Annotated in this window: 27 protein-coding genes and 5 pseudogenes; 17 read left to right on the top strand and 15 right to left on the bottom strand. The window is 68.1% G+C overall.

Features of this window, described 5'->3' with window-relative positions:
* The first annotated feature begins 51 nt into the window (after positions 1-51).
* From OHT51_RS01305 to OHT51_RS01295, 3 genes are read left to right on the top strand one after another with little or no spacing between them, the layout of a single operon-like run.
* Positions 52-1,545, top strand: coding sequence for a DEAD/DEAH box helicase (locus tag OHT51_RS01305; RefSeq protein ID WP_328877000.1), 1,494 nt, complete (start codon positions 52-54; stop codon positions 1,543-1,545).
* Between the two features lie 46 nt (positions 1,546-1,591).
* On the top strand, positions 1,592-1,996 hold the full coding sequence (locus tag OHT51_RS01300; protein ID WP_328876999.1) for a CBS domain-containing protein: 405 nt from the start codon (positions 1,592-1,594) through the stop codon (positions 1,994-1,996).
* A 51-nt stretch (positions 1,997-2,047) separates the two neighbouring features.
* Positions 2,048-2,356, top strand: coding sequence for an SCO5918 family protein (locus OHT51_RS01295; RefSeq protein WP_328421558.1), 309 nt, complete (start codon positions 2,048-2,050; stop codon positions 2,354-2,356).
* 100 nt (positions 2,357-2,456) lie between these two features.
* On the opposite strand, the pseudogene OHT51_RS01290 reads toward OHT51_RS01295, so the two are convergent.
* Positions 2,457-2,848: pseudogene (locus OHT51_RS01290) on the bottom strand (hypothetical protein).
* Positions 2,849-3,036: 188 nt separating this feature from the next.
* Here OHT51_RS01290 and OHT51_RS01285 point away from each other — a divergent pair.
* Positions 3,037-3,948 carry an IS110 family transposase gene (locus tag OHT51_RS01285; RefSeq protein WP_328876998.1) on the top strand — a complete coding sequence of 304 codons (912 nt, stop codon included), beginning with the start codon at positions 3,037-3,039 and terminating at the stop codon, positions 3,946-3,948.
* 73 nt (positions 3,949-4,021) lie between these two features.
* Here OHT51_RS01285 and OHT51_RS01280 read toward each other — a convergent pair.
* Positions 4,022-4,389, bottom strand: a pseudogene (locus OHT51_RS01280) (ATP-binding protein); the annotation flags it as partial.
* 1,139 nt (positions 4,390-5,528) lie between these two features.
* On the opposite strand from OHT51_RS01280, the gene OHT51_RS01275 reads away from it, so the two are divergent.
* Both OHT51_RS01275 and OHT51_RS01270 read left to right on the top strand, forming a co-directional pair.
* Positions 5,529-5,867: a MerR family transcriptional regulator gene (locus OHT51_RS01275; protein ID WP_328876997.1), complete on the top strand. Its 339-nt coding sequence runs from the start codon at positions 5,529-5,531 to the stop codon at positions 5,865-5,867.
* Between the two features lie 243 nt (positions 5,868-6,110).
* Positions 6,111-6,314: a cold-shock protein gene (locus OHT51_RS01270; protein WP_328876996.1), complete on the top strand. Its 204-nt coding sequence runs from the start codon at positions 6,111-6,113 to the stop codon at positions 6,312-6,314.
* Positions 6,315-6,590: 276 nt separating this feature from the next.
* On the opposite strand, the gene OHT51_RS01265 is transcribed toward OHT51_RS01270, so the two are convergent.
* Positions 6,591-7,151 (bottom strand): hypothetical protein, encoded by a 561-nt coding sequence (locus OHT51_RS01265; protein WP_328876995.1) that lies wholly within the window; start codon positions 7,149-7,151, stop codon positions 6,591-6,593.
* A 233-nt stretch (positions 7,152-7,384) separates the two neighbouring features.
* On the opposite strand from OHT51_RS01265, the pseudogene OHT51_RS43270 reads away from it, so the two are divergent.
* Positions 7,385-7,555 (top strand): annotated as a pseudogene (locus tag OHT51_RS43270) (transposase); the annotation flags it as partial.
* A 14-nt stretch (positions 7,556-7,569) separates the two neighbouring features.
* On the opposite strand, the pseudogene OHT51_RS01260 reads toward OHT51_RS43270, so the two are convergent.
* From OHT51_RS01260 to OHT51_RS01250, 3 genes and pseudogenes are all read right to left on the bottom strand, one after another.
* A pseudogene (locus tag OHT51_RS01260) lies at positions 7,570-7,740 on the bottom strand (helix-turn-helix domain-containing protein); the annotation flags it as partial.
* 296 nt (positions 7,741-8,036) lie between these two features.
* A complete protein-coding gene (locus OHT51_RS01255; RefSeq protein WP_328876994.1) occupies positions 8,037-8,234 on the bottom strand; it encodes a hypothetical protein in 198 nt (65 codons plus the stop codon).
* 762 nt (positions 8,235-8,996) lie between these two features.
* Entirely contained in the window at positions 8,997-9,950 is a 954-nt protein-coding gene (locus OHT51_RS01250) for a LysR family transcriptional regulator (protein WP_328876993.1), read from the bottom strand.
* 171 nt (positions 9,951-10,121) lie between these two features.
* Here OHT51_RS01250 and OHT51_RS01245 point away from each other — a divergent pair, with 171 nt between their 5' ends.
* Both OHT51_RS01245 and OHT51_RS01240 read left to right on the top strand, forming a co-directional pair.
* Entirely contained in the window at positions 10,122-11,243 is a 1,122-nt protein-coding gene (locus OHT51_RS01245) for a PrpF domain-containing protein (protein ID WP_328876992.1), read from the top strand.
* Positions 11,244-11,350: 107 nt separating this feature from the next.
* Positions 11,351-12,604 (top strand): SLC13 family permease, encoded by a 1,254-nt coding sequence (locus OHT51_RS01240; RefSeq protein WP_328876991.1) that lies wholly within the window; start codon positions 11,351-11,353, stop codon positions 12,602-12,604.
* Here the strand turns inward: OHT51_RS01240 and OHT51_RS01235 are convergent.
* Complete coding sequence (locus OHT51_RS01235; RefSeq protein WP_328876990.1) at positions 12,599-12,937, bottom strand: hypothetical protein; 339 nt, start codon at positions 12,935-12,937, stop codon at positions 12,599-12,601. The genes OHT51_RS01240 and OHT51_RS01235 overlap by 6 nt on opposite strands.
* Before the next feature lie 258 nt (positions 12,938-13,195).
* Complete coding sequence (locus OHT51_RS01230) at positions 13,196-13,483, bottom strand: hypothetical protein (RefSeq protein WP_443052375.1); 288 nt, start codon at positions 13,481-13,483, stop codon at positions 13,196-13,198.
* A 732-nt stretch (positions 13,484-14,215) separates the two neighbouring features.
* Here OHT51_RS01230 and OHT51_RS01225 point away from each other — a divergent pair.
* Both OHT51_RS01225 and OHT51_RS01220 read left to right on the top strand, forming a co-directional pair.
* The gene (locus tag OHT51_RS01225) at positions 14,216-14,371 is read left to right on the top strand and encodes a DUF6131 family protein (protein WP_328884202.1); all 156 of its coding nucleotides are present in this window, start codon (positions 14,216-14,218) and stop codon (positions 14,369-14,371) included.
* Positions 14,372-14,601: 230 nt separating this feature from the next.
* Positions 14,602-15,020 (top strand): annotated as a pseudogene (locus OHT51_RS01220) (CBS domain-containing protein).
* A 173-nt stretch (positions 15,021-15,193) separates the two neighbouring features.
* On the opposite strand, the gene OHT51_RS01215 reads toward OHT51_RS01220, so the two are convergent.
* The 3 genes from OHT51_RS01215 to OHT51_RS01205 form a co-directional block, all read right to left on the bottom strand.
* The gene (locus tag OHT51_RS01215) at positions 15,194-15,529 is read right to left on the bottom strand and encodes an ANTAR domain-containing protein (protein ID WP_328876989.1); all 336 of its coding nucleotides are present in this window, start codon (positions 15,527-15,529) and stop codon (positions 15,194-15,196) included.
* A 10-nt stretch (positions 15,530-15,539) separates the two neighbouring features.
* Entirely contained in the window at positions 15,540-15,788 is a 249-nt protein-coding gene (locus OHT51_RS01210; protein ID WP_328876988.1) for a DUF6207 family protein, read from the bottom strand.
* A 436-nt stretch (positions 15,789-16,224) separates the two neighbouring features.
* Complete coding sequence (locus OHT51_RS01205; protein WP_328876987.1) at positions 16,225-16,539, bottom strand: DUF6233 domain-containing protein; 315 nt, start codon at positions 16,537-16,539, stop codon at positions 16,225-16,227.
* A gap of 542 nt (positions 16,540-17,081) precedes the next feature.
* On the opposite strand from OHT51_RS01205, the gene OHT51_RS01200 reads away from it, so the two are divergent.
* Positions 17,082-17,441 carry a TSUP family transporter gene (locus OHT51_RS01200; protein WP_328876986.1) on the top strand — a complete coding sequence of 120 codons (360 nt, stop codon included), beginning with the start codon at positions 17,082-17,084 and terminating at the stop codon, positions 17,439-17,441.
* Between the two features lie 291 nt (positions 17,442-17,732).
* Positions 17,733-18,701, top strand: coding sequence for a DNA polymerase Y family protein (locus tag OHT51_RS01195; protein ID WP_328884201.1), 969 nt, complete (start codon positions 17,733-17,735; stop codon positions 18,699-18,701).
* 512 nt (positions 18,702-19,213) lie between these two features.
* On the opposite strand, the gene OHT51_RS01190 is transcribed toward OHT51_RS01195, so the two are convergent.
* Entirely contained in the window at positions 19,214-20,389 is a 1,176-nt protein-coding gene (locus tag OHT51_RS01190) for a PP2C family protein-serine/threonine phosphatase (protein ID WP_328884200.1), read from the bottom strand.
* Positions 20,390-20,834: 445 nt separating this feature from the next.
* Positions 20,835-21,218, bottom strand: a complete 384-nt coding sequence (locus OHT51_RS01185) for an ATP-binding protein (RefSeq protein ID WP_328876985.1) — start codon at positions 21,216-21,218, stop codon at positions 20,835-20,837.
* Between the two features lie 876 nt (positions 21,219-22,094).
* Here OHT51_RS01185 and OHT51_RS01180 point away from each other — a divergent pair.
* The 3 genes from OHT51_RS01180 (at position 22,095) to OHT51_RS01170 (ending at position 23,086) form a co-directional block, all read left to right on the top strand.
* Positions 22,095-22,433 (top strand): MerR family transcriptional regulator, encoded by a 339-nt coding sequence (locus OHT51_RS01180; protein WP_328876984.1) that lies wholly within the window; start codon positions 22,095-22,097, stop codon positions 22,431-22,433.
* A 294-nt stretch (positions 22,434-22,727) separates the two neighbouring features.
* A complete protein-coding gene (locus OHT51_RS01175) occupies positions 22,728-22,865 on the top strand; it encodes a hypothetical protein (protein WP_328876983.1) in 138 nt (45 codons plus the stop codon).
* Entirely contained in the window at positions 22,853-23,086 is a 234-nt protein-coding gene (locus OHT51_RS01170; protein ID WP_328876982.1) for a hypothetical protein, read from the top strand. Before OHT51_RS01175 ends, OHT51_RS01170 begins: the two co-directional genes overlap by 13 nt.
* Before the next feature lie 282 nt (positions 23,087-23,368).
* On the opposite strand, the gene OHT51_RS01165 is transcribed toward OHT51_RS01170, so the two are convergent.
* Positions 23,369-23,797 carry an STAS domain-containing protein gene (locus tag OHT51_RS01165; protein ID WP_328876981.1) on the bottom strand — a complete coding sequence of 143 codons (429 nt, stop codon included), beginning with the start codon at positions 23,795-23,797 and terminating at the stop codon, positions 23,369-23,371.
* Between OHT51_RS01165 and OHT51_RS01160 the strand changes: the two genes are divergently transcribed.
* Positions 23,684-24,160, top strand: a complete 477-nt coding sequence (locus tag OHT51_RS01160) for an ATP-binding protein (protein ID WP_328876980.1) — start codon at positions 23,684-23,686, stop codon at positions 24,158-24,160. The genes OHT51_RS01165 and OHT51_RS01160 overlap by 114 nt on opposite strands.
* 361 nt (positions 24,161-24,521) lie before the next feature.
* Here the strand turns inward: OHT51_RS01160 and OHT51_RS01155 are convergent, their stop codons facing one another.
* Entirely contained in the window at positions 24,522-25,091 is a 570-nt protein-coding gene (locus OHT51_RS01155; RefSeq protein ID WP_328876979.1) for a cysteine hydrolase family protein, read from the bottom strand.
* Positions 25,092-25,154 lie beyond the last annotated feature (63 nt).

The raw sequence follows: 25,154 nt of genomic DNA, 5'->3' as shown, positions 1-25,154 counted from the left end.
CTCATCGCTGCGGGAATTCCTTGATATGTGCCACATCGAGGAAGGTTCCGCATGAACCACACCCGTACGAACAACCGCTCCGCCCGCACCCGTAATGGCAGTGCCGACGCCGGAAAGGGCGGCGGCCGCTTCGGCTCGCAGGCACCGCGCCGTTCCGGTGGTCCCGCCCGTGCTGGCGGTTACGGCCGTCGGCCCGCCGCGGTGCAGGGTGAGTTCGCGCTCCCCAAAACGATCACTCCCGCGCTGCCCGCCGTTGAGGGCTTCGCTGATCTCGACATGCCCGAGCAGCTACTGGCCGAACTCGGCAAGCAGGGCGTGACCGCACCGTTCCCGATCCAGGGCGCGACGCTGCCGAACTCCCTCGCGGGCCGTGACGTCCTGGGCCGCGGGCGCACCGGTTCCGGCAAGACCCTGGCCTTCGGCCTCGCCCTGCTCGCCCGCACCGCTGGACAGCGTGCCGAGCCCGGCCAGCCGCTGGGATTGATCCTCGTACCGACGCGTGAGCTGGCGCAGCAGGTGACGGACGCGCTCACGCCGTACGCCCGCTCCGTCAAGCTGCGGCTGGCCACGGTGGTGGGCGGGATGTCGATCGGCCGGCAGGTCGGCGCGCTGCGCGGCGGGGCCGAGGTCGTCGTCGCGACCCCGGGCCGGCTCAAGGACCTCATCGACCGTGGCGACTGCCGGCTGGACCAGGTGGGCATCACGGTGCTGGACGAGGCTGACCAGATGGCTGACATGGGTTTCATGCCGCAGGTCACCGCGCTGCTCGACCAGGTGCGTCCGGAGGGGCAGCGGATGCTGTTCTCCGCCACCTTGGACCGTAACGTCGACCTGCTGGTGCGCCGCTATCTGACCGACCCCGTTGTGCATTCGGTCGACCCGTCAGCCGGTGCGGTCACGACGATGCAGCACCACGTCCTGCACGTCCACGGCGTCGACAAGCAGGCTGCCACGACCGAGATCGCCGCCCGCGACGGCCGCGTGATCATGTTCCTGGACACCAAGCACGCCGTCGACCGGCTGACCCAGGACCTGCTCAACAGCGGGGTCCGGGCCGCGGCGCTGCACGGCGGCAAGTCGCAGCCGCAGCGCACCCGCACGCTGGCGCAGTTCAAGACGGGGCACGTCACCGTGCTGGTGGCGACCAATGTCGCGGCGCGCGGCATCCACGTCGACAACCTCGACCTCGTCGTCAACGTCGATCCGCCGACCGACCACAAGGACTACCTGCACCGCGGCGGTCGTACCGCCCGCGCGGGCGAGTCCGGCAGTGTCGTCACCCTCGTGACACCGAACCAGCGCCGCGGCATGGTCCGCCTCATGTCGGACGCCGGAATCCGGCCGCAGACCACCCAGATCCGCTCGGGCGACGAGGCCCTGAGCCGGATCACCGGTGCCCAGGCCCCGTCCGGCATCCCGGTCGTCATCACCGCACCGGTGGTCGAGCGCCCCAAGCGCAGCTCGTCCTCGCGCGGCCGACGCCGCCCCGCTTCGGCGAGCCGGCGCGCCCCCGTACGCCAGTCCGTCTTCGGCGCGGTGGCCTAGAACATTCGTGATCAGGAAGCTGGCCCATCTCTGTAGGAGGCACCTTTTGACGCTGGTTCAGATGCAACCCCGCCCGGTGGACGTCAACCCCGTGCACAGGACGGTGGCTGAGGTCATGGACGCGGCCGGACCGCAGGTCTGTGACGACATGACCGTCGAGGTCGCGCTGGCCGTCATGGCCGCCGCCCGCACGGGTCAGCTGCTCGTCTGCGACGAGGACGGCCAGTGCACCGGCCTGGTCACCCAGACCGAACTCACCGCCGTCCGCGACAGCTCTGCATACACGGACCGCGTCCGCCTGCGCGAGATCCTCGGCGACCCCGGCTCGTTCACCTCACCCGTGACCACGATGGCCGAAGCCGAGCACGCCATGCGCACTCGTCGGCTCGGTGTCTTGCCGGTGGTCGACGAGCAAGGCAGCGCGCTGGGCATCCTCGCCCTCTCCCAGTGAAATCGCCTCACCCCTGATCGGACCGCTCTCCCTTTCTCCCTGTGAGGTCACATGCGTTGCGTCATCGCCCGCTTCCCCTTCGAGCTCACCAAGGGCGGCGTGCTGGAATCGATGAAGGGCGTCAAGCCCGAACCGGTCACCGGCGAGTCGGTGATCATCGGCCGTCGCCACTACCCGCTCAAGCAGGTCGGCCAGGTCATCACCCGACAGGACCGCCGTGACTTCAGCGCCGCCGAAGTCCTCCGGGCCATGACACAGCTTGGCTTCACCTGCCGCACCCTCCCTAAGGCCGCGCCTCCGGGCATCCTCGGCTCGCTGCAGCACGCCTCCGCGATGCTCGGCACCCCCGTCACGGTCTGACGGGTAAACAGGCACGAGCCGACACCTGAGCAGCAGTGTGGGCGCGACCGGTACGCCGGTCGCGCCCACACTGCTGGCAGCGGGTTCCCGTTGACGCCGCTCAGTGGTCGGAAGAGCTGAAAGTCGCCCACGGTCCAGGTGCTGACGTCCTCGATCGCACCTGGTACATCCTGCCCGTCTCCGGGATACCCACCGTGCCCTGCAGGATCCGGGCGACATGGAAGTACAGATGCGTGGGTGGCCCTTCCTTCTTCGCGGGAGTGTCGAAGACGACGGCGAACTCGCCCAAGCGGGCGGAATCCGTCAGCACATCCGACACCCTCTGCCCCACCTGGCTGCGGGAACCGGCCGACCGGTGATGACAGCGCCACCGGTGGCCACGGTCAGGGAAATCTGATTGCTCTGCTCGGACTCCGCCAAGGCGGCGACGTCAACGAGCAGCTCGTCAGGCTTCCCTACGTTGTTCTGCGGGCCGTGGTGAACCCCTCGTATGGTTCATCCACCCAGGGGCGTCTTGTGGCTTTCAGGCTTCTGCCGCTTGTGGCTGACATCGATTGGCCGCCCGACGCCCCACGACGACTCGGCTGCCAATTAGGAAATGCGAATGATCGCTCCGTAGGGAATCGACAGCGAGGTCGTCCGTCGGGAGGCACTAGCAGAACACCGCACGGAGGCACCACATGGCCACGATCTGGGCCGGCATCGACGCAGGCAAGACCCACCACCACTGCGTCGCGATCGACGAGAGCGGCCATCGGCTGCTATCCCGACGCGTCACCAACGACGAACCTGAAATCCTCGAACTTCTCACCGACGTAGTGGCCCTGGGCGACGAGGTGACCTGGGGAATCGACCTTGCCGACGGCGGAGCCGCCCTGGCCATCACGATCCTCCTCAACCACGACCAGCCAGTGCTCTACCTCTCCGGCCGAGCCATCCACCGCGCCTCCGAGGGCTACCGCGGTGAGGGCAAGACCGACGCCAAGGACGCGGCTGTCATCGCGGACCAGGCCCGGATCCGTCGTGACCTGCATCCTTTACGCACCGGCGACGAGACTGTGACCGACCTCAAGATCCTCACCAACCGGCGGACGGACCTGGTGGCCGACCGCACCCGCACCGTCAACCGGCTCCGGGCTCATCTCACCAGCATTTTCCCCGGGTTGGAGCGAGCGCTCGACCTCACCAACACTGGCCCGCTCACCCTGTTGACTGGCTACCAGACCCCAGCCGCCCTCCGGCGCCTCGGCGTCAGGCGCCTTAAGGCCTGGCTGCGCAACCGCAGTGCTCGCAACGCCGATCAACTTGCCGGCGTCGCTCCGGCACCACGGGACTCCGGGAAGGTCAGCGGCAACCTGCGGCGGCCCCAGCGATACAATCGAAGACTCCAACGCGTCTTCTACACCTCAGCGTTGTTCAGCATCCGAGGGTCCGAGGAGTCCCGCCGGTTCTACGATCGCAAACGAGCCGAAGGTAAACGCCACACCCAGGCCGTCATGGCACTCGCCCGCCGTCGCGTCAACGTGATCTGGGCTCTCCTCCGCGATGGACGGCGTTACGAGCCCGTGTCACCGACCGCTCTCGCGGCTTGACAAACGGCATTAGGAATCGACGTGAGTATGGACTGTAGTCGCCGGCCATCCGGCTGCTTGAGCGGTGACGCAACCGGTCAAGGCAGGCGCTCAAGGTCTTGCCGCGGGAGGCCCGGCGGGTGACCGCCGTGGCGCGGGCGAGGCGGTTGACCTTGGGCCAGCCGAAGCCCCCGATGCCGCCGGCAGGTCAGGGGTACGCATGCGCGGCACATGCCGACTGGGATCGTGAACGGCGACCTCGATGGTGTCGGCGTGCGCAGTCAGGTCCAGGGTGCAAGTGCCCCCGCCGTGGCGCAGGGCGTTGGTGACGAGCTCGGACACGACCAAGGCCACGGTGTCAGCGGTTGCTGGCGCCACGGCAGGCTGCCGCCAGCCTTCGAGGAAGGCCCGTGCCGCATCGCGTGCGTCGGCAAAAGGACCACAGTCGACGCATGGTGGCACGCTGCCGTGAGCCCGTCTCTCGGCGGCCCACGGTCTGCTTGAGCAGGAGCGTCAGCCCCCGGAGCGCGGCACCGTGTGCACATTTCCACGAGCTGCTCGATCATCCGGGATCGTCGAGGGCGGCGCAGGCCCTCGTGCCACGTCCGTCAACGGGCGATCTGCGGGGCGTCACGGCTGGAAACGTCCGTCCCGGTCGGTGGTGTTCCTCACGAGAAACGAGATGCCCAGTGGGGCCGGTGCCCGCCGACGGTAGCCGCGGCGCAGTCGGCGACGTCACGCTCAGCCCGACGTGCTGCTCGCCCGTGGGCCACTCCGAGCGCCGGACTGAGCCGCGGAGCTGCTTGAGCCATCCGGGGACCGGTCGAGGCAGACCGGTAGAGGCGGATTGCCTCGTCTTCGCGCGCCCGGAAATCTATGCCAGCCGGAGTAGACATTGGATGGTGGTCTGGTTATGGTTTCTCTCGTAGTCGAGATCGAGCGAGGCCCGGCAGGGATGAACTGCCGGGCAGTAGTGCAGCAGTTGCAGTTTGCAGGGCGGTGCGGTGGTGGAGTTCCGGAGCCAGAGCAGTTACAGGACGGTGACGGGACTGACGACCGGACCGGGTGGCCCGCAGTGATCAGGGGCCGCCATGAGCAGTACCGCAGTGGCAGTACCCGTAAGTGAAGGTTCGCAGTACCCAGCAGTGAAGTCAGTGAGCAGTACCTCGGTGAAGGCGTCGGCTGCGGGCGCGCGCATCGGGAGGTTCGGCAGTGGGGTTCCAAGCCAGGGCAGACGCACTACGGGCGACGGGGCTGGCTGCCGAAGAGTGGCGCTGTTCGAGGCCACCAGCAGTTCGCGGTACCAGCAATTCGCAGTTTCCGTTAGTGAGTAGTTGCTCAAGAGGGAAGAACGGAGGAGCCGAGCGCCATCAGGATCGCCCGGGCGGAAGTCTTGGACCCGGGTACCGCAGGACATCGATAGTGAGGTGGTCTCCGGTCAGGCAACCGCGATCCCCGCGCCCCCGACAGCGTCTCGGTCGGGTCTGCGGAAACAGAGGGCCGGTGCAGTATCAGGGCCGGCAGATGGTGTAGTAGTTCCTTCGGGGCCCTGGTGCCAGTACGGCGCCGGGGCCCCTCCACGCGTTCCCCAGAGAGGTGCAATGACAGCAGACGACACGCTCGGCCGTCTCGATGACGACGACTACCCCGCCTACACCATGGGCCGGGCCGCCGAACTGCTCGGCACCACACAGGGCTTCCTCCGCGCCATCGGCGAACACCGCCTTATCACCCCACTCCGCTCCGCAGGCGGCCACCGCCGCTACTCCCGCTACCAGCTGCGCATCGCCGCCCGGGCCCGCGAACTCGTCGACCACGGGACCCCCATCGAGGCCGCCTGCCGGATCGTCATCCTCGAAGACCAGCTCGAGGAAGCCCAGCGCCTCAACGCCGAATATCGCCGCGCTGCCAATCCAGCGAACCCAACGGCAGCAGCATGAGATGAGCGTGCCCGTCAGCGTCGGCGGGCACGTACGTACGGTCTCGGTGTACGGCGTGATCATTTCCTATGGTGACGCGGCGTGTGGGCGTGTAGCGTCTGCGTCAGCTGTCGTGGTTCGGATTTCCCTCTTGCCCGCGCCTCTGGTGTGGGCGTTTTGCTGTGCCGTGCCGCAGGGACCAGGGCGATCACCTCCGCCTGCCACATGGAGTGGCAGGCGTTCATCGACTGGAAGGCTTGAGACATGGCTACCGGAACTGTGAAGTGGTTCAACGCGGAGAAGGGCTTCGGCTTCATCGCCCAGGACGGCGGCGGCCCGGATGTCTTCGCGCACTACTCCGCGATCAACTCCACGGGCTTTCGTGAACTCCAGGAGGGCCAGGCCGTGACGTTCGACATCACCCAGGGCCAGAAAGGTCCGCAGGCCGAGAACATCAACCTGACCTGACCTCGCAGGCCTGCCCGCGGGATCGTGCACACCGGGCCCGGTGGCCGCCGCCCGTGCGGGCCCTGCCGCCCACCCGGACGAAGGCGCCTGCTCTCGTGCCGGGCCGGCACAGGATCAGGGGCCGCGCAGCCATTGCTGCGCGGCCCCTGATCTGCGGAGCCCCTGGGCCGGTGCGACTTCGGCCCGGAGCTTTCTGGCCCAGTCGCTTCAAGCGTCGTCGGGCACGGGAACCGCATGTCCTGCGCGGCTGCCGTGCAGCTTGGGAAGAGCCGACGTTCAGACGCTCGTCCAGGCATCGAGGAAGGCTTTCCGTCCAGCCGGATCATCCGACCTGCGGTCTGCGTGCAGGACGCGCCAGGCGGTGAGCTCGAGATCTCGGAGCCACAGTTCTCCGATGACCTGTGTCTTGAGGTCGGGCAGATGGTCGGACTCGATGAGGGCCTGACCGATCACCTCCCCGGCCGCGACGCGCTGGGGCGGGGTCATCTCGTTGAAGGCCGAGAGGACCTGCCGGGCCAGGGCTGTTCCCTCTCCTGCAAGCGAACGCAGCACCAGAGCCTTGATGTTGACGGGCAGCAGGTACGCGGTGCCCGACGACCTCCACAGGTCCGACCAGAACCGTTCTCCTGCCTTGGTGGGGCCAGGCAGCGCGGCCAGCAGCCCAAGGAGATGGCCGGTGGCCGCATAGCCGTCGCAGTGGGCGGCTGCGACGACTGCGATACCGGCGACGCCCTCCACATCGAGCCGGCCAGCTTCGAGATGCGGAGCCAGATCCAGTTGATGTTCCAACTGGCCTGCGAGGGCGCTGGATACGTGGGGGTGGACCTCAGGAAGCATCGGCGATCCTTGTGCGTAGGCGAGCGGAGATGCCCGTTCGGAAGCCCTGATTGTTCCCATGACCAGCCGTTCTACTCGACTTCGGCAGGCCCAGTTGGCGGTAGCGTCAACTGGGCTTGAGTGCACACGGTGGCAAACCGACTCGGGCCGTGCTCCTCCTCCCGCCGGACCAGCGGTCTGAGCTGAACCGGATTTCGTAGCGGCCCTGAAGCCAGGCTTGATCGCCCCGGCGGATGGGAGACCTCCGTCCAGTCGCGCATGGCGCCCGGTACCTGGGCATCCACAAAGAGGTTTTGTGGAACTGGGTCCGCCAGGCCGAAGCAGACCAGGGCGGCCGACCTGATCTGCTCACCACGGCCGAGAGGAATGAACTCGCACAACTCCGCAACGAGAACGCCGAGTTGAGGCGAGCGAATGAGATCATGAGCACGCTTTCGCCCTCGGACCGCCAGCGTCGGATCCACTTGTGGGTGGTGGGGCGGGAGATGCCCATTTCCGCGGCCACGTGCGCGACGGGACGGCCGGAGCGGACACGGGCGATCAGCAGTCGCCTGCCGTGAACGGTCAGCCGGGCATTACGGTGGGACACGAAGGCCTCCGTGCGGCGAAGATTCGACACCTCCACCACACACGGAGGCCTTCGCCATGATCAAGCCCGGCCAGCGTTAACAACGCTCGTGGTCAATACACCTAGGTCGACAGACCCCACGGGACTGCCGCGCCGGCGACAGCGCGCTGGCGTCTGGTGCTCGGTCATCGCCGCAGCCTACGAGCCGACACCACCCGTCGCACCGCCTGGTCTCCTTGGCATTGCCGGGTCGGGCGATGTTGATGGCTTGGGCATCATCCCCAGGCGCTGGGCCAAGGCGGCCTCGATATGAAACCTCAGCGCGCGGCGCTGCTGCCCCGCCCCGTACGGCCACCGGTCCAGAACCCCCCGTTCGTCGTCCACACCCGCACAACGAGCGAGGCGCTGCCTGCGCTGTCGGCCGAACGAGGGCCGACCACTCTGCGGCCGGTGGTCTCGTAGACCGGGTGGTCCAGCGGCGGTGGAATCGGCCTGCCGGTTGCGTATGTGAGCACGGGACGGACACCCCAGAAACCCGTCGACGAGGACATCGAGGGTGCAGCCGCGGGTACCGGAAGAGGGGGCGCAGTGCAAGGCGTGTCCGACGGGTAGTTGTCATCGGAAGGTGAAAGAGGCGACGAGACACCTCCGCCGCATCGGAGAGTCAGATTCCACTGCAGCAGGTTGTGGCCGCAGGCACGGGTCCCACCGTGTCCGCGGCCTCAGTCCCACGGCCGCTCAGCCGACGCACGTGTCCCCCGGGGCTTTCCGAGTAAACCCGATCGAGGAGATGTGCACCGCGTTTGCGGCCACGGTGCCCCGGCGGCGGGATCAGATTCGCAGGCCGCATCGGGAGGTCGGGCTGGCAGGGGCTGCATCCCCGCAGCCTGGCGGTGAGGAGTCGGCGGGATCTCGTCGCGGCTGACCGCGCGTCGCCGTTTGCTTTATGCCCGTCACCGAAGCCCTGACCCGGCCAGGCTCTTTCCCAACCACTGCGGCCGCGCGGCTACTTCCCCCCGTGGGGGCTCCTGGCGCCAGCACCCGCTATTGCCCTCTCTGCCCAGCAGCATCGTCGGCCGCCGAGGACGACGGCGTGGGCGATGAACGCGGCGGAGGTGGTCTTGCCGGTGCCGCCCTTGAGCAGGCCGACGACGATGACGAAGGCGTCCCGAGGACCTGCCCTTTGCCGCGGTCGACGACAACAGTGGTCGGCGGCTCTACCCTGTCGCTCGCCATCTGTGCGCCGAGTACCGGGTGGGCCTGCTGCGGCCGCGCCGTCAGCTCCGCCGGACCGCCCCGAGCTGGGCCCGGTGGAGGTCTGGGGCGGTGAATCGTTGCGCCACCGTGCGCAGGACGCGGGCCATCGCCTGGGCGGGTGGGGTGGCGGGGCGTGCCGCGGCGCGTGCGAGGAGGATGCGGCGGGTGGGGGCGGGGACGTCGGAGGCGAACGGCAGGAGGCGTACGTCGCTGCGTCGGCTGGTGAGGGCCAGGCGGGGTGCGAGCGCGATGCCGAGACCGGCGGCGACCATGGCCTGCGCCTCCTGGTAGTCGTGCGAGGAGTAGGCGATGCGCGGCTCGAAGCCCGCCTGGCGGCAGCTGCGACGGAGGACATCGGCGACGGGGTGGTTGTCGGCGCGGATGATCCACTCCTGGTCGGCGAGGTCGCCGAGGCGCACGGAGGGATCTGTGCGCAGGGGTGAGTCGGCGGGGACGACCAGCACAGTGGGGTCGTCCAGCAGGTGGGTGAGGGAGAGCGCCGGATCGTCGAGGCGGTTCCATTCGTAGTCCCAGAGCAGCCCCTGCTCCACTTCGCCGGTGTGCAGCATCTCCCTGAGCTCCGCGAGGACTCCGGCGCGTACCTCGATGCGGATACCGGCGTGGCGACGTCGGAAACGCGTGAGCGCCAGCGGCAGCAGGGACGCGCTCGCTGTGGGGAAGGAACCGAGCCGCAAGGTGCCCTGGTCAAGGGCGGTGAAGGAGTCCAGGTCGGCCTGGGCGGCACGGAGCTCCCGGCGGATGGCCTGACCGCGTTCGGCCAGCGCGGCACCCGGCGGGGTGGGCCGGATACCGCGGGGCAGCCGCTCGATGAGGGGCTGCCCTGCCTCCTGCTCCAGCAGGGACATCTGCTGGGAGGCGGCGGAGGTGGTCATGCCGAGGGCTTCCGCCGCGGCAGTGAGTGAACCGCGTTCGGTGGCCTCGGTGAGCAGCAGCAGACGGCGGACGTTGAGCATGCCGTCGACTTTAGCTGAGCTAAACCCAGGTGAAGCGAACTGCGATTGTTCCGAAGTCATGCCTCTGCGAAGGTCTCCGCAATCGCCGAGCGGTTCACCGGCCCGCAATGGGCCTGTAACCGCTGCCTCGGCCTTTTCCCTACCTCCGTTGATCCAGGAAGAGCCTCAGACGTGCACATTCCCGCGACCCTGGTGCGTGGCGGCACAAGCAAGTGCTGGTTGTTCAACCAGGTCGAAGTCCCTGCCGACCGTGGCGACCTCGAAAGGCTGCTGGTCGCCGCGTACGGCGCCACCGATCCCGTGGAGCTGGACGGGGTGGGCGGGGCAACCCCCACCACCTCGAAAGCGGCCGTGGTCAGCGCCTCATCCCAGCCTGGCATCGACGTCGACTACCTCTTCGCTCAAGTCGGCATCGGGACGGGCTCGGTGGAGTGGACGAGCAACTGCGGCAACTGCGCCACCGGCGTCGCCCTGTACGCGGTGACCAAAGGAATGGTTCCGGTCACCGGCGACCGGACGCGCGTGGTGATGCGCAACACCAATACCGGCGCGGTCCTCGAAGGGATCGTCGACACCCCCGGAGGCGTGGTGCACCACTTCGGTCGCCAGACGGTACCCGGCACCCGTGCCGGCGGGGTCGCGGTCGGCCTCACCTTCCGCGACCCCGCCGGTGGCGCCACCGGCTCGCTGCTCCCCACCGGCCAGGCCATCCAGGACCTGCGGGTCGGCGCCGCCGAGCCGGTACGCGTGAGCATGGTGAGCGCAGGAGCTCCGGTCGTCCTTGTCGACGCCGCCAGTGCCGGGCGTACCGGTGCCGAGTCACTGGAGCGGATGAGCGCAGACGTCCCCTGGCTGCGCACCGTCCGTCATACCGCCGCACCCCTGATGGGTCTGTGCCGGCCGGGCGAGGAACCGGGCGACGCGGTGCCCAAGGTGGGCCTGGTCGGCCCGCCGGTGCCGTACACCACCACCCTCGGTGAACCGATCGGTGCCGAGGACTACGACGTGTCGGTGCGCATGCTCACCATGAACGCCCCGCACCCCGCGATCGGCCTGACCTCTGCCGTCGCCGTCGCGGCGGCCGGGCTGCTGGAGCGGTCCGTGGTCTCCCGGGCCACGGGCGCCCCGACCGATGAGTGGCTACGCCTCGGCACGTCCGCCGGCGTCGTCGCGGTCCGCTGCACCGAGGTAAGGGACGGCCTGCCGCACCGGGTCACCGTGCAGCGCGCGGCCCGTCTGCTCGCCGACGCCCGAATCTACGTACCGGAAGCAGGCAGCCCACAAGCCGCCTGAGCCGCGACGAACATCACCTCGGTCAGGCCGGCTCCCCGCCGTCCACACCGGGATACCCTCGCGCCTTCGGGGCGCGCCACCCCGTCCCCACCGCACCAAGGACAAAGATGTCTGCTGAAGTGATCTCCATAGGCGCCCTGCTGGTGATGTTCGTGGTCGGCACCGTGCTGCCGATCAACCTGGGCATCCTCGCCTTCGTCGCCACCTTCGCCGTCGGGACCGCCTCGCTCGGCCTCACCGAGGACGAGATCTTCGAGGGGTTCCCGGCGAAGCTCTTCGTCACCATCGTCGGAGTCACCTACCTGTTCTCCGTCGCCCGCCGCAACGGCACCATCGACTGGCTCGTCGCGGCCGGGGTGCGGCTGGTACGCGGCAAGGTCGCGCTGATCCCCTGGGTGCTGTTCCTGGTGGCCGCCCTGCTGACGGCGTTCGGTACGTTCACCCCGGCCGCGGTTGCGATCCTCGCGCCGATCGGCATGAACTTCGCCTACCGCTACAAGCTCAACCCGCTTGTGGTCGGCATGATGGTGATCAGTGGCGGACACGCGGGCGCCTTCTCTCCCCTGGCCGTCTCCGGTGCGCTGGTGCTCGGCCTCGTGGACAAGACCGATCTGCAGGTCTCCGCCGTGGCGCTGTTCAGCGCCAGCTTCGTGATCAACCTGGTGCTCTCGATCCTCACCTACGCCCTGCTCGCCAAGCGCCCCGCCCCGCTGGCCGAGGGTGCGGCGGAGGCAGCCGACGACGAGGACCTCGCCGTCTCCGGCAGGCCCGATTGGCGGCAGTGGCTCACCCTCGCCTCTCTGGCGGCTCTCGTCGTCGGCGCGCTCGGCTTCCACTTGGAGATCGGCTTCCTTGCGTTGGCTGCCGGTGCCCTGCTTGCGCTAGTGGACATGAAGCGGCAGGAGAAGGCTGTCGACGGCGTCAGCTGGTCCACCCTGCTTCTGGTCGCGGGCATGATGACGTACATCGCGATGCTGGAGAAGGCCGGCATCATCGAGGAGATCTCCGAACACGCGGCGGGCCTGGGCGCCCCGGTCCTCGTCGCCCTGCTGCTGTGCTTCACCGTGGCCCTCACCTCCGCGTTCGCTTCCTCCACCGCGATTCTCACAGCGATCATCCCGATCGCCGTACCGCTGCTGCTCTCCAGCCACCTCAACGGCGCCGGACTGATCGCCGCGCTCGCCGTCTCCACAACGATCGTCGACACCTCTCCCTTCTCGACCAACGGAGCACTCGTCCTCAGCAATGCCCGTGGTGTGGACGCCCGCCGCTTCTACCGTCAGGTCATCGGCTACACCGGCGGAATCGTCGCCCTCGGCCCCGTCGTCGCCTGGGGCGCCCTGGTCCTGCCCTGGTCATAGTGCAAAGTCCACGAACGAGCAGAACATCCGCAGGCCGCTCTGCTGCCCGCGCACCGTCGAGTGCGCCAGCGGCGACTGGCCGGGACATATGGGCGGAGAAGTACACCTCGACGTCCTCCGCGGTCCACTGCCACGGATACGTCCGTTGAACAGAGCGAACCGGCGCACCATGCTCACACGTTCCGCGATCGTCTTCCTCCCCAGCAGACGGCTCTCTTGCTGCCCGGCCCAGCCCGTCAGCATCGCGTCGAACATCGCCGGCGCCGGATCCAGCGCACGCACATTCCGCGGAACCACCAGCCGCATCGCACCCGGCGCATCGACCCCATCCACGCCCGCCCCCGTAGTTGCATCGGATGCAACATCGTGGCGTCAGCTCGAAGTCGCCCCAGACCAAGGCACGTCACGTCACCTGAACGAGCGACTCTCCCACGGAAGTCGACCAGGTCAGGCCATGGCCTCTCAGGAAGCGGAATGATGCAGCCAGCACAACGCCGCCCACTTGCTGTCCCACGCTTCGGCGAGTGGCACCATGTGGTCGATGTCGAGTCCGGATGCCGACGTCACGACGGTGGCGTCGTAGTACGACCATCAGCTTCCGCCGGTCAGACGGCAGCCGGGGCCGACGGTGGGCGGTGTGCGTGCTTCGTGGAGGAGGACTTCCGCGCGGGTGTTGCAGCTGTCTGCCGGGTTGTTGCCGGTGTTCCAGTGGTGGAACTTGTTCCGGTCGTAGACGTCGCGGGACTCCGTGCCCACGAAAAGGCCGGCGACGGCTTCGGTCAGGGGCAGGATCTCGGCAGCGTAGGCCGGGGCGGAGACGGTGGCGGGCAGGACGGCGAGGGCAACAGCCGCGAGGCCGCGCTGGACAGCTTTGACCATGCGCCGTTGATAGCCCGGCTGAAGGGGGGCGTGATCAGCGGTCTATCCAGTGCGCCGCCTTGTGAGTGGCAGGGTCATACCGGATATGGGAATCCCCCTGCCCCCGCCCAGTGCGGCGGGCTGCGTCAGCGTTCCTGGATCGGCCTCTGGCGCAGGAATTGCCACCAGGCGTCAAGGCAATCGGGCGGGGTGCTCGAGACGGGTGTCTCTTTCCCTGCATCTGCCTGGCACTGTGGGCACAGTTCATGGTGGCCCTGGTCGGTGATCACGCTGCCCCATCCCCGGCATACGGCGCAGCCGCGGGCCCGGACCGGGTCAGCGCGAGGACTGGGCCTGGAAGGGGATTCCCCTGTGCGGGCCATCATGGCGGCCTCCTGAGTGAACAAAGGGACGGGATGCGGTTTGCCGGTCCTTCACATGCATCGGCCTCCCAGGCATCACACCGTCGGCCCACGACATGACCGGGTGCCCCTGTGCGGCCGCCCCACGCGTGGTGTTGCGCGGGCCCGCCATCACTCCACGGCCTGCGGCTCAGGTCGGCCCTAAAGAACTCCTGACCAGCAGGGTCTGCCATGCGCACGAGGATCCCGCCCGGACGTCCCGAGACATCCGGATACGGCCGAACCTAAGAACCCCGACCCGCCCCACTGACATTGCGGGGCAGGCACCAGTAGGAGAGGCGCCGTTGTGGGTACACGGGAAAGCGGCAACTACCTGCAGTGGGAGGCGATCATGCTCATCCTGGGAATCATCCTGCTGGTGGTCGGCTTTGTCCCCGGCATCGCAATCCTGTGGACCATCGGCATCATCCTTGCCGTGATCGGCGCCATCCTGTGGATCTTGGGTTCCGTGGGGCACGCGGTCGCCGGCCGTCGGCACTACTGGTGATCAACCAACCATCTTCAATCCAGCATCAGCGGTCAGACATGTCCTGCGTGATCCCGGTGGTGCGGCCGCGCGCTGCGTGTGCAGATGCGAGGGAGAGCGTCTTACGAATGCGTAATCGGGCTTTGCCGTCTTCGGAATCCGATGGGGCGGGCGGATGGTTCTGCAGTGCCCCGGCTACCCGGTCGGCGCATCGCACAGGACGCCAGGACAGCGCTGCAGCGGGAGGCGTCATGGCTCAGCACGTACGGGACATCATGACCAGCCAGCTGGTGACGGTGGAGCCGCAGACTTCGGTAACGGCGGTTGCCAAGAAGATGCGCGACGAGGACATCGGGGTCGTGCTGGTGACCGAGGGCGACGAGCTGCGTGGTCTGGTCAGCGACCGCGACCTGGTGGTGCGGGCCCTGGCAGAGGGCGGCGACTCGGAACGGACGACCGTGGCCTCCGCCTGCAGCGACGATTTAGTCACTGTGTCCCTCGACGAGGATCTCGATCGTGCGGTGGAGATCATGCGAGAGCACTCCGTGCGCCGCCTGCCGGTCGTCGACGCCGGCCCCCGGTAGGCATCGTCTCCATCGGTGACATGACCATCGAACGGGACGCGAGGTCGGCGCTCGGCGACATCAGCGCCGCCAAGCCGAACCAGTAGGAAACCCGCGACGCGGCAGCAGAGATGGGGCTCCTTGGCTCCCAAAGAGCCTCATCAACCCCCGCCCAGTGACACGGAGAGCATCGCGGACCTTGGCGTGCCAGGGCTGTGAAAGGCCGCGGTCAGGTGGTGGCCACAGTGGCCGGCTTCCGGGCACCCTCCATGCCGATCGCTCAGATTCCCGTGCGGGCCAGTCTGCGGGAGAGCTCGCTCCGGATATCTGCCGCCAGGTGACCAGTCGCACCCCAGGTGACGACGAGTTCGGCCACGTGGCGAAGCTTGATGTTGGTACTCATAGACGTTTCCCGGAGCACATCCCAGGCCTCAGCGGCTGAGATTCGTCCAACGGCGATGAGGACACCCATCGCCTGATCAATGACGGCATGAGATTCCACAGCTTGTTCCAGCTGACCGACCTTGGATTCCAGCTCTCGAATCTGGGTCGCCGCGGACTCATCAGGCAGGTCGAGCCCGGGCCATGGGGCCGACCATGCTGCCGCTGACAGCATCCAGCGGAGGTCAGCCGGGTCGCCGTCTGGCCGCCTGCGCCTGGCTAGTAGCCGAGTCTGGTTCCTGCCTGAGGTCCAGGAGACAGCGCAGTCGTACACCGGGCTCACCGGGCTGGCGGGTGGTACGGTCCGTCGGCGCAATCGTCCACCGCGCGGCGAGCAGCTCTTGGACGGCGAAGGCGGTCTGGTCGTCGCAGGCTGCGATCTCCACCACGGCCAGCCCCGGCTTTGCTACAGGTGCTTCGTTGATCGGCCTCATGCACGGCACGACGCGTCGCCGCCTGCAGAAATCTTCCACTTCGGCGGCTTCACCCGACCGAGTAGGGCACCATCCGTTCGTCAGGATGGGCCGTGAGCGCGGTCGGGCTGACGGGTGCTGACGTATCGCGCGCCTGGGCCCCACTTCTCCAGGGCACGGCTCATGCACCACTGGCACAGCGGCTGGCCACCGCGGCCGTACTTGTGCGTCTTGCGGTGGCATGTGGAGCACGGCCCGACCTGGTCACTGGGGCAGACAAGCGCGGATGGGTCCGGCTCGGCGACCGCGGGCGGGGGAGTTGTCATCGCATTTCCTGTTCTGGGCGAAACGTACCCATCACCTCGACCGCAGGATAGCCCGCCCCTTGGCACGGCCGTTCGAGCCGAGCCCGGGCTAAGTCGAGGATGTGCAACCGGGGGTCGGGCTGGCAGTGGATTCAGGCCCGCGTGCCCGCGGCGAGCCGTCGGCGGGCTTCCTCGCGGCTGACGCGGCGGCGCCGGTGGCCGGCCATGCGGCAGTCGCCGGCTTGGACTTCGATGGGCGGTCGTCCGTCGCCGATGCCGAGTTCGACGATCCACTCCGGCGGCCGCGGCCGGCTGTGCTGGCCGTGTTCCTGTTCTGCCTGCCCTCTGAAGGGCGGCGATCTGTGGTCGATGCGCTGCAGCCACAGGGCATGCCAGACCCGGAAGGTGGGCAAGCGGTCCAAAACGGGCGGCAAGTCATCGAACACATTCTTGATTCCGATGCTCATGATGTGACGGAGCAGGACAGATTGCGAGTGGAGCACGACAGTCTGCGACGCGCTGTAGGTGGCACCCGCGTGTACGGCGACTCAGAGAAGCGAACGAAATCTTGATGGGATGCTCCGTCGCTTCCCCCTGAAGGTGAGGACGCGCCGTAGTAAGTACTGGGCGGAATGGTCGGTCTGGGCGGCGCGGAATTCCGACTCCCACTGCTGGTCAGCCTGTTCGGGTTCGCCGCACTTTCAGCTGTCATCCTGAACAAGGCGATGAGTCTGGTCGTCGTCCTGGTCGCACTGCCCGCCCGTCTGGCAGTAGTGCCGGCATCCGAACTAGGCGCGCACTGGACCATCGCAGCCAACCTGTTGGCCGGCAGCTTGCTCGGTGCATGGGGCCGGAGCTACGTGGGCCGTTCGAATGCACAGCTCAACGCTCTACAAGGTGCTCGCGGCACTGATGGTCCTCATGGCCGCCGCCCTCCTGATCACACACAGCACCGCCCGCCCTGGGGGCTCTCGGCCTGCCGCTCTGGGCCCAGGTACCGAGTGGGATCGTGGCGGGGTTCGGCATCGGCGTAGTCGCCGCGAGCATGGGCGTCGCCGGGGGTGAGTTGCTGATCCCGACGATCGTGCTGCTGTTCGGCGCGGACATCAAGACGGCCGGAAGCCTGTCCCTGCTGGTGTCCCTGCCGACCATGCTGGTCGCGTTCGCCCGCTACAGCCGCGACGGCAGCTTCGCAGTGCTGGGCGCCAATCTCCGCTTCACCATGGTCATGGCCGCGGGCTCGATCGCAGGCGCACTGCTGGGCGGTCTACTGCTGGGCGTGTTCTCGGACGCGGTACTGATCCCAGTCCTGGCCGTGATCCTGCTCGTGTCCGCAATCAAGCTCGCCCGTCAAACTGACCCCGAGTGAGTGAGATCGTCCCGGCATCGTGCTGGTGCTCCGAGGTTCCTGCCCCTGCGTGCGGCCGGCCGGGCGAGCGTCAGCTCGCAAACTGTCGTGCTTCAAGCTCGCAAAGAAGCGCGCACCAGCAGCCCCCGGACCTGCGGCATCTGCACGAGCACGCGCAAACAACAGTGCTCCGTCACACATGATCCATCGGTTGCGCCCTCGCGTGTTCGATTTTCTGTTCGATAACGTGGGGTGTGGGAGGTGGATGTCGTGACTGCGGACGGACGGGCAGGTAGTGAGGTGTCGACGGTGATGCACGTGCGGTGCCCGGACGGGCTGCCGGAGAAGGCCTACCGTCAGGTCCTGGAGCAGTTGGCAGAGCTGTCCCCCGTGGTGCAGGCGCTGCCTCCGTCCGTGGCACTCGTGGAGCTCAAAGGGGCACTGCGGTACTACGGCGCGGACACCCGCCGGCTCGGGGAGATGCTGCGGGTACGCACGATCTCCCGCCTCGGCATCGACGTACGGGTCGGGATCGGGCCGTCGATCACAGTCGCGGCCAGCGCCTCCGCTCAAGTCCCCAGGCCAGGGGGAGTCCTGGCCATCGATCCCGGCGAGGCTGCCGCATGGTTGGCGCCACTGCCGGTCGACGCCCTCTACGGCATTGGCCCGCGCCAAGCCGAGGTACTGGTCGACTACGGCATCCACCGCGTCGGTCTGCTCGCCACCGTCCCGCCCGCCACCATCCAGCGCCTCCTGGGCGGCCGCGCTGGCCGCACCGCCGCCGACCGGGCTCGCGACATCGACCCCCGCCCTGTCGTCCCCCGCGCCCTGCCCGCTGCCGCGACCGTCAGCCACGCCTTCCCTCGGCACACCCTGGACGGCGCCGCCGCCCGCGCCGCCTTGCTCGACTTGGTCGTCCGGCTCGGACTGCTACTGCGTCGGCGCGGCCAGGCGTCCCGCGCGCTGACCCTGAAGCTGACGTTCGTCGGCGGCGGCAGCTGGGAGAGGACCCGCCGCCTGCCGGAGCCGTCCGTACACGACGACGATCTGCGCCTGCTCGCCTACCAGTTGATGGACGCCGCCGGCCTGCAGCGCGGGCGCCTCACCGGCTTGGCGCTGAAGGGCGAGGACCTCATCGGCGCCGACGAGGTCGCGCAGCAGATCAGCTTCGATGACGCTCGCGAAGCGCGGCTGGTGGCCGAAGCGGCCATCGACCGTGTCCGGGACAAGTTCGGCCCCCAAGTCATCGGCCCGGCGGCCGTTTTCCGGCGCGCCTCATGACCCGGTCCGATCCCGCCCGCGAGAGGTGAACGCCCGTGCTGCTTGACCCGCCCGGATGGCCAGGAAGCCCCCACGGGCTGCCGCACTGGCCTACGTCCAGGCCCTCGACGAAGCCCTCGCCGCACGCGGTATCCCACCCGGCTCCGAACGGGCCGACTGCACCGGTTCGCGACGACGGCTTGACCACCTATATGTGGCTGACCTGGGACGTGAGCCGCCCCCGCGGCCGCGGCGGGATCCGCCTGCACTGGAAGGAAACGCCGGGGAATGGGACGGCGCCGCCGCTGTATGCGACGCCGCACCGTCCTCGGCCTGTCACCAGACGGATGACAAGGGCCGGGGGCCAGGATGGGGTCGGAGATCGCGAAGGGGGCGGGCGTGCAGCTGACCATCGACACACAGACCGCCACCCACGAGCAGGCGATCGCAGCGGTCCAGGCCGCGTACGGACTCAACCCTGAGACGGCGGATACGGATGCGTCACAGACCTTCTTTGATCAGGGGCGCTCTGGTCATCGCTGCTGCTTCGTGCGGGCGGCTGAGGCTTGCCGAGTGTCCGCGCCGGAGCTCACACGCCGTTGGGTCTCCTGGGGGCCGTGCCAGTCCAGGCACATGGCGGTGGCATCGTCTTCGAGCCGGCCGCCGGCAGCGTCCCGGACTGCGGATGTCAGGGCCATTGCGGTCTCCCGCGGGTGCAGGCCCCTGGTCCGCTCCAGCAGGGCGGGCAGGTCGACCTTCTCTCCGTGGCGCTCGAGCATGCCGTCGGTGAACATGAGCAGACGGTCACCGGGGCGCAGATCGAGGTTCTGAACGCGGTAGGGGTGGGGTGTGAGCTCGGACAGTCCGAACGGATGGTCCACCTTGCAGGGGATCACCTCCACAGTTCCCTCGCGCATGCGTAGTGGCCAGGGGTGGCCGGCGTTGACGAGCTGGGCGTGTCCGGTGTGGAGGTTGATGCGCAGCAGCTGCCCGGTGGCGTGACCGTGGCCGTGGTCGATGAGTGCCTGGTCGGCCCGGTGGGCCTGCTCGGCCAGGCCGGCTCCTGCGCGGCGGGCGCCGCGCAGGGCGCTGACCAGGACCGTGGCGGCCAGGGCGGCGTCGATGTCGTGGCCCATGGGGTCGGTCACCGACACATGCAGGGTGTCACGGTCCAGGGTGTAGTCGAAGGTGTCGCCGCTGAGGTTTTCGGAGGGCTCCAGGTTCCCGCTCAGGGTGAACTGTGCAGCCTCGCACGACAGCGACGGGGGAAGCAGCTGGTACTGGATCTCTGCCGCCAGTGTGGGCGGCTTGGAGCGTTTGCCCCAGGTGTAGAGGTCGGTGAAGCGCCCGTTGGCGATCACGATGTACGCCAGGAGGTGGGCGGCTTCCCCGACCGCATCAAGGACGTTCTCGCCGGGGTCGGCCGGCAGGAGCAGTTCCAGCAGGCCGATCGCATCCCCCCGGTTGGTGACCGGCATGATCACCCGATGTCCGTGGCCGGTCGCCTCCTGATACAGCCGCTGGGTACGGATCACTTCCTCATAGACGCTGCCGAACATCGGGATCCGCTCCGCCTCCCGGCCACCCTCTGCAGGGGCGGTGGACAGCCGCGCTACCGCCTTCCCCGTCAAATCCACGATGAGGAATGAGACCTTCGTGGCCTCGAAACGCTGCCGCAGGTCCTCTGCGACCACGTCAACGGCCTCCACCGGCGCCGCCGTCTCCGCTGCCGTCAACACCCGGGGAAGACCACTTTGCCCACCACGCACGACTGCGGTCCCTTCCACCAGCCCCTACCTACCAGCATGGGAACCGCCGCTAAGGGCGTCAATCTGTAAACACCCACGGTAAGCAAGGACTGGGCTTTGGGCAGGGCACGGTCACCGGGTGCCCGCGGAAGGTGACCACCCACCGCACCCGGGGTTCGTACCGCCCGGGCCCGCCCCGCAGCGGGAACGACGAAGCCATCGAGGGCCAACCGGCCCTGGAAAACCTGTCCCGTCTGCTCTTGCTGTTCGACAGGAACACCCCGACCTAGAACTCCGCCCCGTCCTCCAGCCGCTCTGCGCCGGCCCTGGGGACCGTCACCGAGCCCGAGCGGGGCTTTACTGCGTCCGGGCCACGACGCCTCGGGTCGGTGCCGACCCATTGGTCTTACTGGGTGAGAAGGGCGCTGACGGTCTTGCCGCCGGACGGCCGGCTGGTTACCGCGGTGGCCCGGGCGAGGCGGTTGACCATGGGCCAGCCGAAGCCGCTGGTGCCGCCGTTCAGGTCAGGGGTGCGCATGCGGGGGGCTTGCGGACTGTGGTCGTGCACGGCCACCTCAATGCTGTCCGGGTACGCAGTCAGGTCCAGGGTGCAGGTGCCGCCTGCGTGGCGCAGGGCGTTGGTGACGAGTTCCGAGACGATCAGGATCACGGTGTCGGCGGCCTCGGCCGGGATCGGATGCTCCTCCAGGAAATCCCGGACGCTCTCGCGTGCGTGGGCGGCGGATGTAGCGGAGCGGACGGGTGCGACGTCGATGCTCATCGTGTCCATCAGGTCACCCCGGACTCTGGATCGTCTGATGCCCGGTCTCGTCTGCGTGGTGCTTGTGCCCTGCCTGTGGCCCGCTAACCGGGAGGTGGCTGTCCTACGCCCGCCCACGTCGCTGTTCGAGGTCGATTACCTCGCCGTCGAACACGCGGAAACCTGTGTTGGTCAGAGTAGACATTGGACGGTGGTGTAGTTATGGTTTCTCTCGTAACCCAGAGATCCAGCAGGGCCTGGCAGAGATGAACTGCCGGGCAGCAGTACCCGCAGTACACGTAGTTGCATTACGCAGGACGGTGCGGTGGTGGAGTTTCGAAGCCAGGCTTTTGGCAGGACGGCGACGGGACTGACGACCGGATCGGGTGGCCCGCAGTGATCAGGGGCCGCCGTGAGCAGTACCGCAGTAGCAGTTCAGTAAGTGCAGTTCGCAGTACCCAGCAGTGAAGTCAGTGAGCAGCACCTCGGTGAAGGCGTTTGCTGCGGACGCGCGCACCGGGAAGTTCGGCAGTGGGGTTCTAAGCCAGAGCAGACGCAGGACAGGCGACGGGGCTGGCTGCCGAAGGGTGACGCTTAGTCAGGTCACGAGCAGTTCGCATCACCAGTAGTGCAAAGCAGTACATCACCGAGGGAAGAACGGAGGAGCCCCGCGCCATCAGGATCGCCCGGGCGTAATCGCTGAGCTCGGGTACCGCAGGACATCGATAGTGAGGTGGTCTCCGGTCAGGCAACCGCGATCCCCGCGTCCCCGACAGCATCTCGGTCGGGCTAGCGGAAACAGAAGGCCGGCGCAGTACCAGGGCCGGCAGATGGTGTAGCAGTTCCTTCGGGGCCCTGGTGCCACATGGCACCAGGGCCCCTCCACGCATTCCACAGAGAGGTGCAATGACAGCAGACGACTCGTACGGCCGTCTCGACGACGACGACTACCCCGCCTACACCATGGGCCGGGCCGCCGAACTACTCGGCACCACGCCGAACTTCCTCCGCGCCCTCGGCGACGCCCGACTCATCACCCCGCTGCGCTCCGCAGGCGGCCACCGCCGCTACTCCCGCTACCAACTGCGCATCGCCGCCCGCGCCCGCGAACTCGTCGACCACGGCACCCCGATCGAGGCCGCCTGCCGCATCGTGATCCTCGAGGACCAGCTCGAAGAAGCCCAGCGCCTCAACGCCGAATACCGCCGCGCCGCCGACTCGACGAACGTGGCCCGAGACAGCTGAGACTCGCAATCTCCCAGAATTTCGTGAGTGCGTCCCCCACATGCCTGCCCGGGACGCACACCGCGCTGGTGCGGTGGCGACCTCGCGCACCTTCCAGCCAGCAGTTGGCGCGCTTCGGCGACGCGGCAGCCGGACGCGAGGGTCCCTTCGTCCCCGTCGGTTGGCGTGCTGTCTTGCGTAGGTGCATCGACATCCTCGCGGAGCTGCCCGCAGCCGAGGGTGCCAAGCTTCCGGGGGATCTCGGCGCCGGGGGCCGCGCAGAGCCTGGCTGGAGCGGTCGTGGACCGTACGGTCATGAAGCTGATGGGAATCAAGACCGTCACCGTCTACAGCACTGTGGACGACGAGGCCGAGGGGCACCTTCTTGCCCACGTTCACCAGGAACAGGCGCGGGAGAGGCCGAAGACCTCTGCGCACTCATGCCGTGGCTGACCTCCGGCCAGGCCGAGGACCTCACACGGCCCTACGTCCGCCAGAGCATCGTCTTCAGCCGCCAGGTGCTGCTGGGCACAGTCGAGCGAGCCAACGAACTGCGACAGGAATACGAGACCCGGTACGCCGCCCTGCGCCGCGCTCTTCTCAAACTCCACGCTGCCGCTGCCTGCCCTGTCCTGGCCTGCGCGGCCGGGGCGGGCACCGTGGCATCCTGCTGACGCGCTGACCTCCCCTCGGCGCGTGAACCCAGGTGATGGCTTTGCATGCCCCCGCCGGCTTGTCGAGCAAGCACTGCACGTCGTGCCTGCATCACCTCCGGGGTGCAGCCGAACAGCTCATCGGCCTGCTCGAAGGGGGGACTGGTCCGGCTGTGTGAGCGTGTGCGGTGGCCGGGGAGGCCGCTGGCTGAACATGGCACGGTGTCCTGGTCGCGGACTGCATCCAGGCGCGGCCTGCTGCACCAGGACGCAGCCAGTGCGTGAACGCCGTGGCGCGGGATGTCAGGTGGAGAGGCCTTGGCGCAGGGTGTCGTGACAGTCGATGACGGTGTCGATGCCGACGAGTCGGATGGTGTGCAGGACGGGCCCGGTGGGTGCGGCCAGGCGGAGCAGGCCGCCAGCTTCCGCGAGGTCGCGGTGGACGGTGATGACGATGTTGATGCCGGTGGAGTCCATGAAGCTGACGCCGCTCATGTCGGCGACGACGCGGGGGCCGGGAGGAGCGGTGGCGTCAAGGGCTTGCCTTAGCCCGTACGCGGGGGAGTCAACTGTGCGGGGGCGGGTAGGCGCGGCGTGTGAAGGGGAGCGACGGTATTGATGAGCCAAGCGGGGCCGCTGGGCGAGGACGGCGGGGCCGGCGCCGGGCGTTTTTCCTTGCAGAGCACGGTGGCGCTGGAGGGAGACGGCACGGCCATTGCTCAGGCCCGTCATCTGGCTGTCGACTTCCTGCGGGGTATCCAGAGCGAATACGGCGTGGCGGTCTCGCAGCGGTGTATGGAGCTCACGCAGCTGGTTGTCAGTCAGCTGGTGACCAACGCCCGTAAGTACGCGCCCGGCCCGGTCCTGATGGATCTGCGGATTGACGGTGACGTGGTGGAAGTCGTGGTGTGGGATTCCGACCCGGTGCTGCCGCTGGCACGGGCAGCTGACGCCGGCCGGGTCGGCCAGCACGGTCTGGAGATCGTGATGGCCGTCGCTGAGGGTTTCGGTGCCCAGCGAGAGCCGGTTGGCAAACGCATCAAGGCCCGCATCGCCCTTTTCGACGATGACGCCCCTCGGGACAGGCCCCAGTAGGTCGCATGGGCCTACTGTGCGGTTCACGGGCCGGGCGGCCGTGAAGTGGCGTGCCGGGCCAGGGCTGCGCGCGGTTCCACCCGCAGGACGTCGGGAAGCGCGCCGGCTTGGGCGTGCTTGAGGATGTGTTCTCGGAGTTGCGCTGGCCCTGTTCACCGAGGAGGTCCACATTCCCTTCCCACAAGGTCTGCCATCTCTTCATCACAGATGACCTCGGATCACCCTTGCGGATCGGCTCGGGTACAGACCTTCGGGAGCGCTCTGAGGGCGCGCTTGCTCAGGTCGGACCTCCGGACTCGCAGGGCGCCTGTTGCCATAGGCCACCCGCGTGCGGCCCGTGCAACGGCGGTGGGCGGCTGCGTTATCGGGAGGGCGGGGTGAAGTCGACTTCTTTCGCTGCCACGATCTGGGCACCCATGTTGCGGTCCATCATCTCCAGGGCCGCCGCCTCCAGATGCGGATGGATGGAGGCGACGGCGTTCTGCGGCACGGTGACGGTCAGGTGGCGGATGTGCGCGTCCAGGGCCGAGTACAGGACACACTGCTCGGTCACCTGTCCGCACAGCACCACGTGCTGCACCCGCAGCTTCCACAGGAGGTAGGCCAAGGGTGTCTCGTAGAAGATCGAGTGACGGGCCTTTACCACGAAGAGCGAATCGTCGTCGGGCTTGATCGGTTCGATCAGGTCCGCGTGCCGCCCCGCCAGGGCGGTGTCGACGAGTTCTCCGTGGTGGGAGCGCCAGACGCCGAAGTTGTCGTTCGCGTAGATCACCGGTACGTCCGCCTCCCGCGCCCGGCTGATCAGGTCCACCAGGACGGGCACGACGCGTCGGGCGGACGGCACGAGGCGCTCGGCGTCCTCGTGGTCGTAGGTGTTGATCATGTCGATCACGATGAGGGCGAGCCTCGTCGATTCCGCGGAGGCATTCACGGTCTTTCCCGCCTTCGAGGTGCCGTCAGCTGCGCAGGGCTGCAATGATCTTCGTGCGGTAGA

Source organism: Streptomyces sp. NBC_00299, from assembly GCF_036173045.1.
GTDB classification, from domain to species: domain Bacteria; phylum Actinomycetota; class Actinomycetes; order Streptomycetales; family Streptomycetaceae; genus Streptomyces; species Streptomyces machairae.
The sequence above is the reverse complement of the archived record's forward strand: the minus strand, read 5'-3'. Positions and strand labels throughout refer to the sequence as shown.

What these genes read in the sequence shown, in the direction of transcription:
- OHT51_RS01305 (WP_328877000.1), top strand. Translation starts at nt 52, where the DNA reads ATGAACCACACCCGTACGAACAACCGCTCCGCCCGCACCCGTAATGGC.
- OHT51_RS01295 (WP_328421558.1), top strand. Translation starts at nt 2,048, where the DNA reads ATGCGTTGCGTCATCGCCCGCTTCCCCTTCGAGCTCACCAAGGGCGGC.
- OHT51_RS01285 (WP_328876998.1), top strand. Translation starts at nt 3,037, where the DNA reads ATGGCCACGATCTGGGCCGGCATCGACGCAGGCAAGACCCACCACCAC.
- OHT51_RS01275 (WP_328876997.1), top strand. Translation starts at nt 5,529, where the DNA reads ATGACAGCAGACGACACGCTCGGCCGTCTCGATGACGACGACTACCCC.
- OHT51_RS01270 (WP_328876996.1), top strand. Translation starts at nt 6,111, where the DNA reads ATGGCTACCGGAACTGTGAAGTGGTTCAACGCGGAGAAGGGCTTCGGC.
- OHT51_RS01265 (WP_328876995.1), bottom strand. Translation starts at nt 7,151, where the DNA reads ATGCTTCCTGAGGTCCACCCCCACGTATCCAGCGCCCTCGCAGGCCAG.
- OHT51_RS01250 (WP_328876993.1), bottom strand. Translation starts at nt 9,950, where the DNA reads ATGCTCAACGTCCGCCGTCTGCTGCTGCTCACCGAGGCCACCGAACGC.
- OHT51_RS01240 (WP_328876991.1), top strand. Translation starts at nt 11,351, where the DNA reads ATGTCTGCTGAAGTGATCTCCATAGGCGCCCTGCTGGTGATGTTCGTG.
- OHT51_RS01230 (WP_443052375.1), bottom strand. Translation starts at nt 13,483, where the DNA reads ATGGTCAAAGCTGTCCAGCGCGGCCTCGCGGCTGTTGCCCTCGCCGTC.
- OHT51_RS01225 (WP_328884202.1), top strand. Translation starts at nt 14,216, where the DNA reads ATGCTCATCCTGGGAATCATCCTGCTGGTGGTCGGCTTTGTCCCCGGC.
- OHT51_RS01215 (WP_328876989.1), bottom strand. Translation starts at nt 15,529, where the DNA reads ATGCTGTCAGCGGCAGCATGGTCGGCCCCATGGCCCGGGCTCGACCTG.
- OHT51_RS01210 (WP_328876988.1), bottom strand. Translation starts at nt 15,788, where the DNA reads ATGAGGCCGATCAACGAAGCACCTGTAGCAAAGCCGGGGCTGGCCGTG.
- OHT51_RS01205 (WP_328876987.1), bottom strand. Translation starts at nt 16,539, where the DNA reads ATGAGCATCGGAATCAAGAATGTGTTCGATGACTTGCCGCCCGTTTTG.
- OHT51_RS01195 (WP_328884201.1), top strand. Translation starts at nt 17,733, where the DNA reads ATGCACGTGCGGTGCCCGGACGGGCTGCCGGAGAAGGCCTACCGTCAG.
- OHT51_RS01185 (WP_328876985.1), bottom strand. Translation starts at nt 21,218, where the DNA reads ATGGACACGATGAGCATCGACGTCGCACCCGTCCGCTCCGCTACATCC.
- OHT51_RS01180 (WP_328876984.1), top strand. Translation starts at nt 22,095, where the DNA reads ATGACAGCAGACGACTCGTACGGCCGTCTCGACGACGACGACTACCCC.
- OHT51_RS01175 (WP_328876983.1), top strand. Translation starts at nt 22,728, where the DNA reads ATGAAGCTGATGGGAATCAAGACCGTCACCGTCTACAGCACTGTGGAC.
- OHT51_RS01170 (WP_328876982.1), top strand. Translation starts at nt 22,853, where the DNA reads ATGCCGTGGCTGACCTCCGGCCAGGCCGAGGACCTCACACGGCCCTAC.
- OHT51_RS01160 (WP_328876980.1), top strand. Translation starts at nt 23,684, where the DNA reads ATGAGCCAAGCGGGGCCGCTGGGCGAGGACGGCGGGGCCGGCGCCGGG.
- OHT51_RS01165 (WP_328876981.1), bottom strand. Translation starts at nt 23,797, where the DNA reads ATGACGGGCCTGAGCAATGGCCGTGCCGTCTCCCTCCAGCGCCACCGT.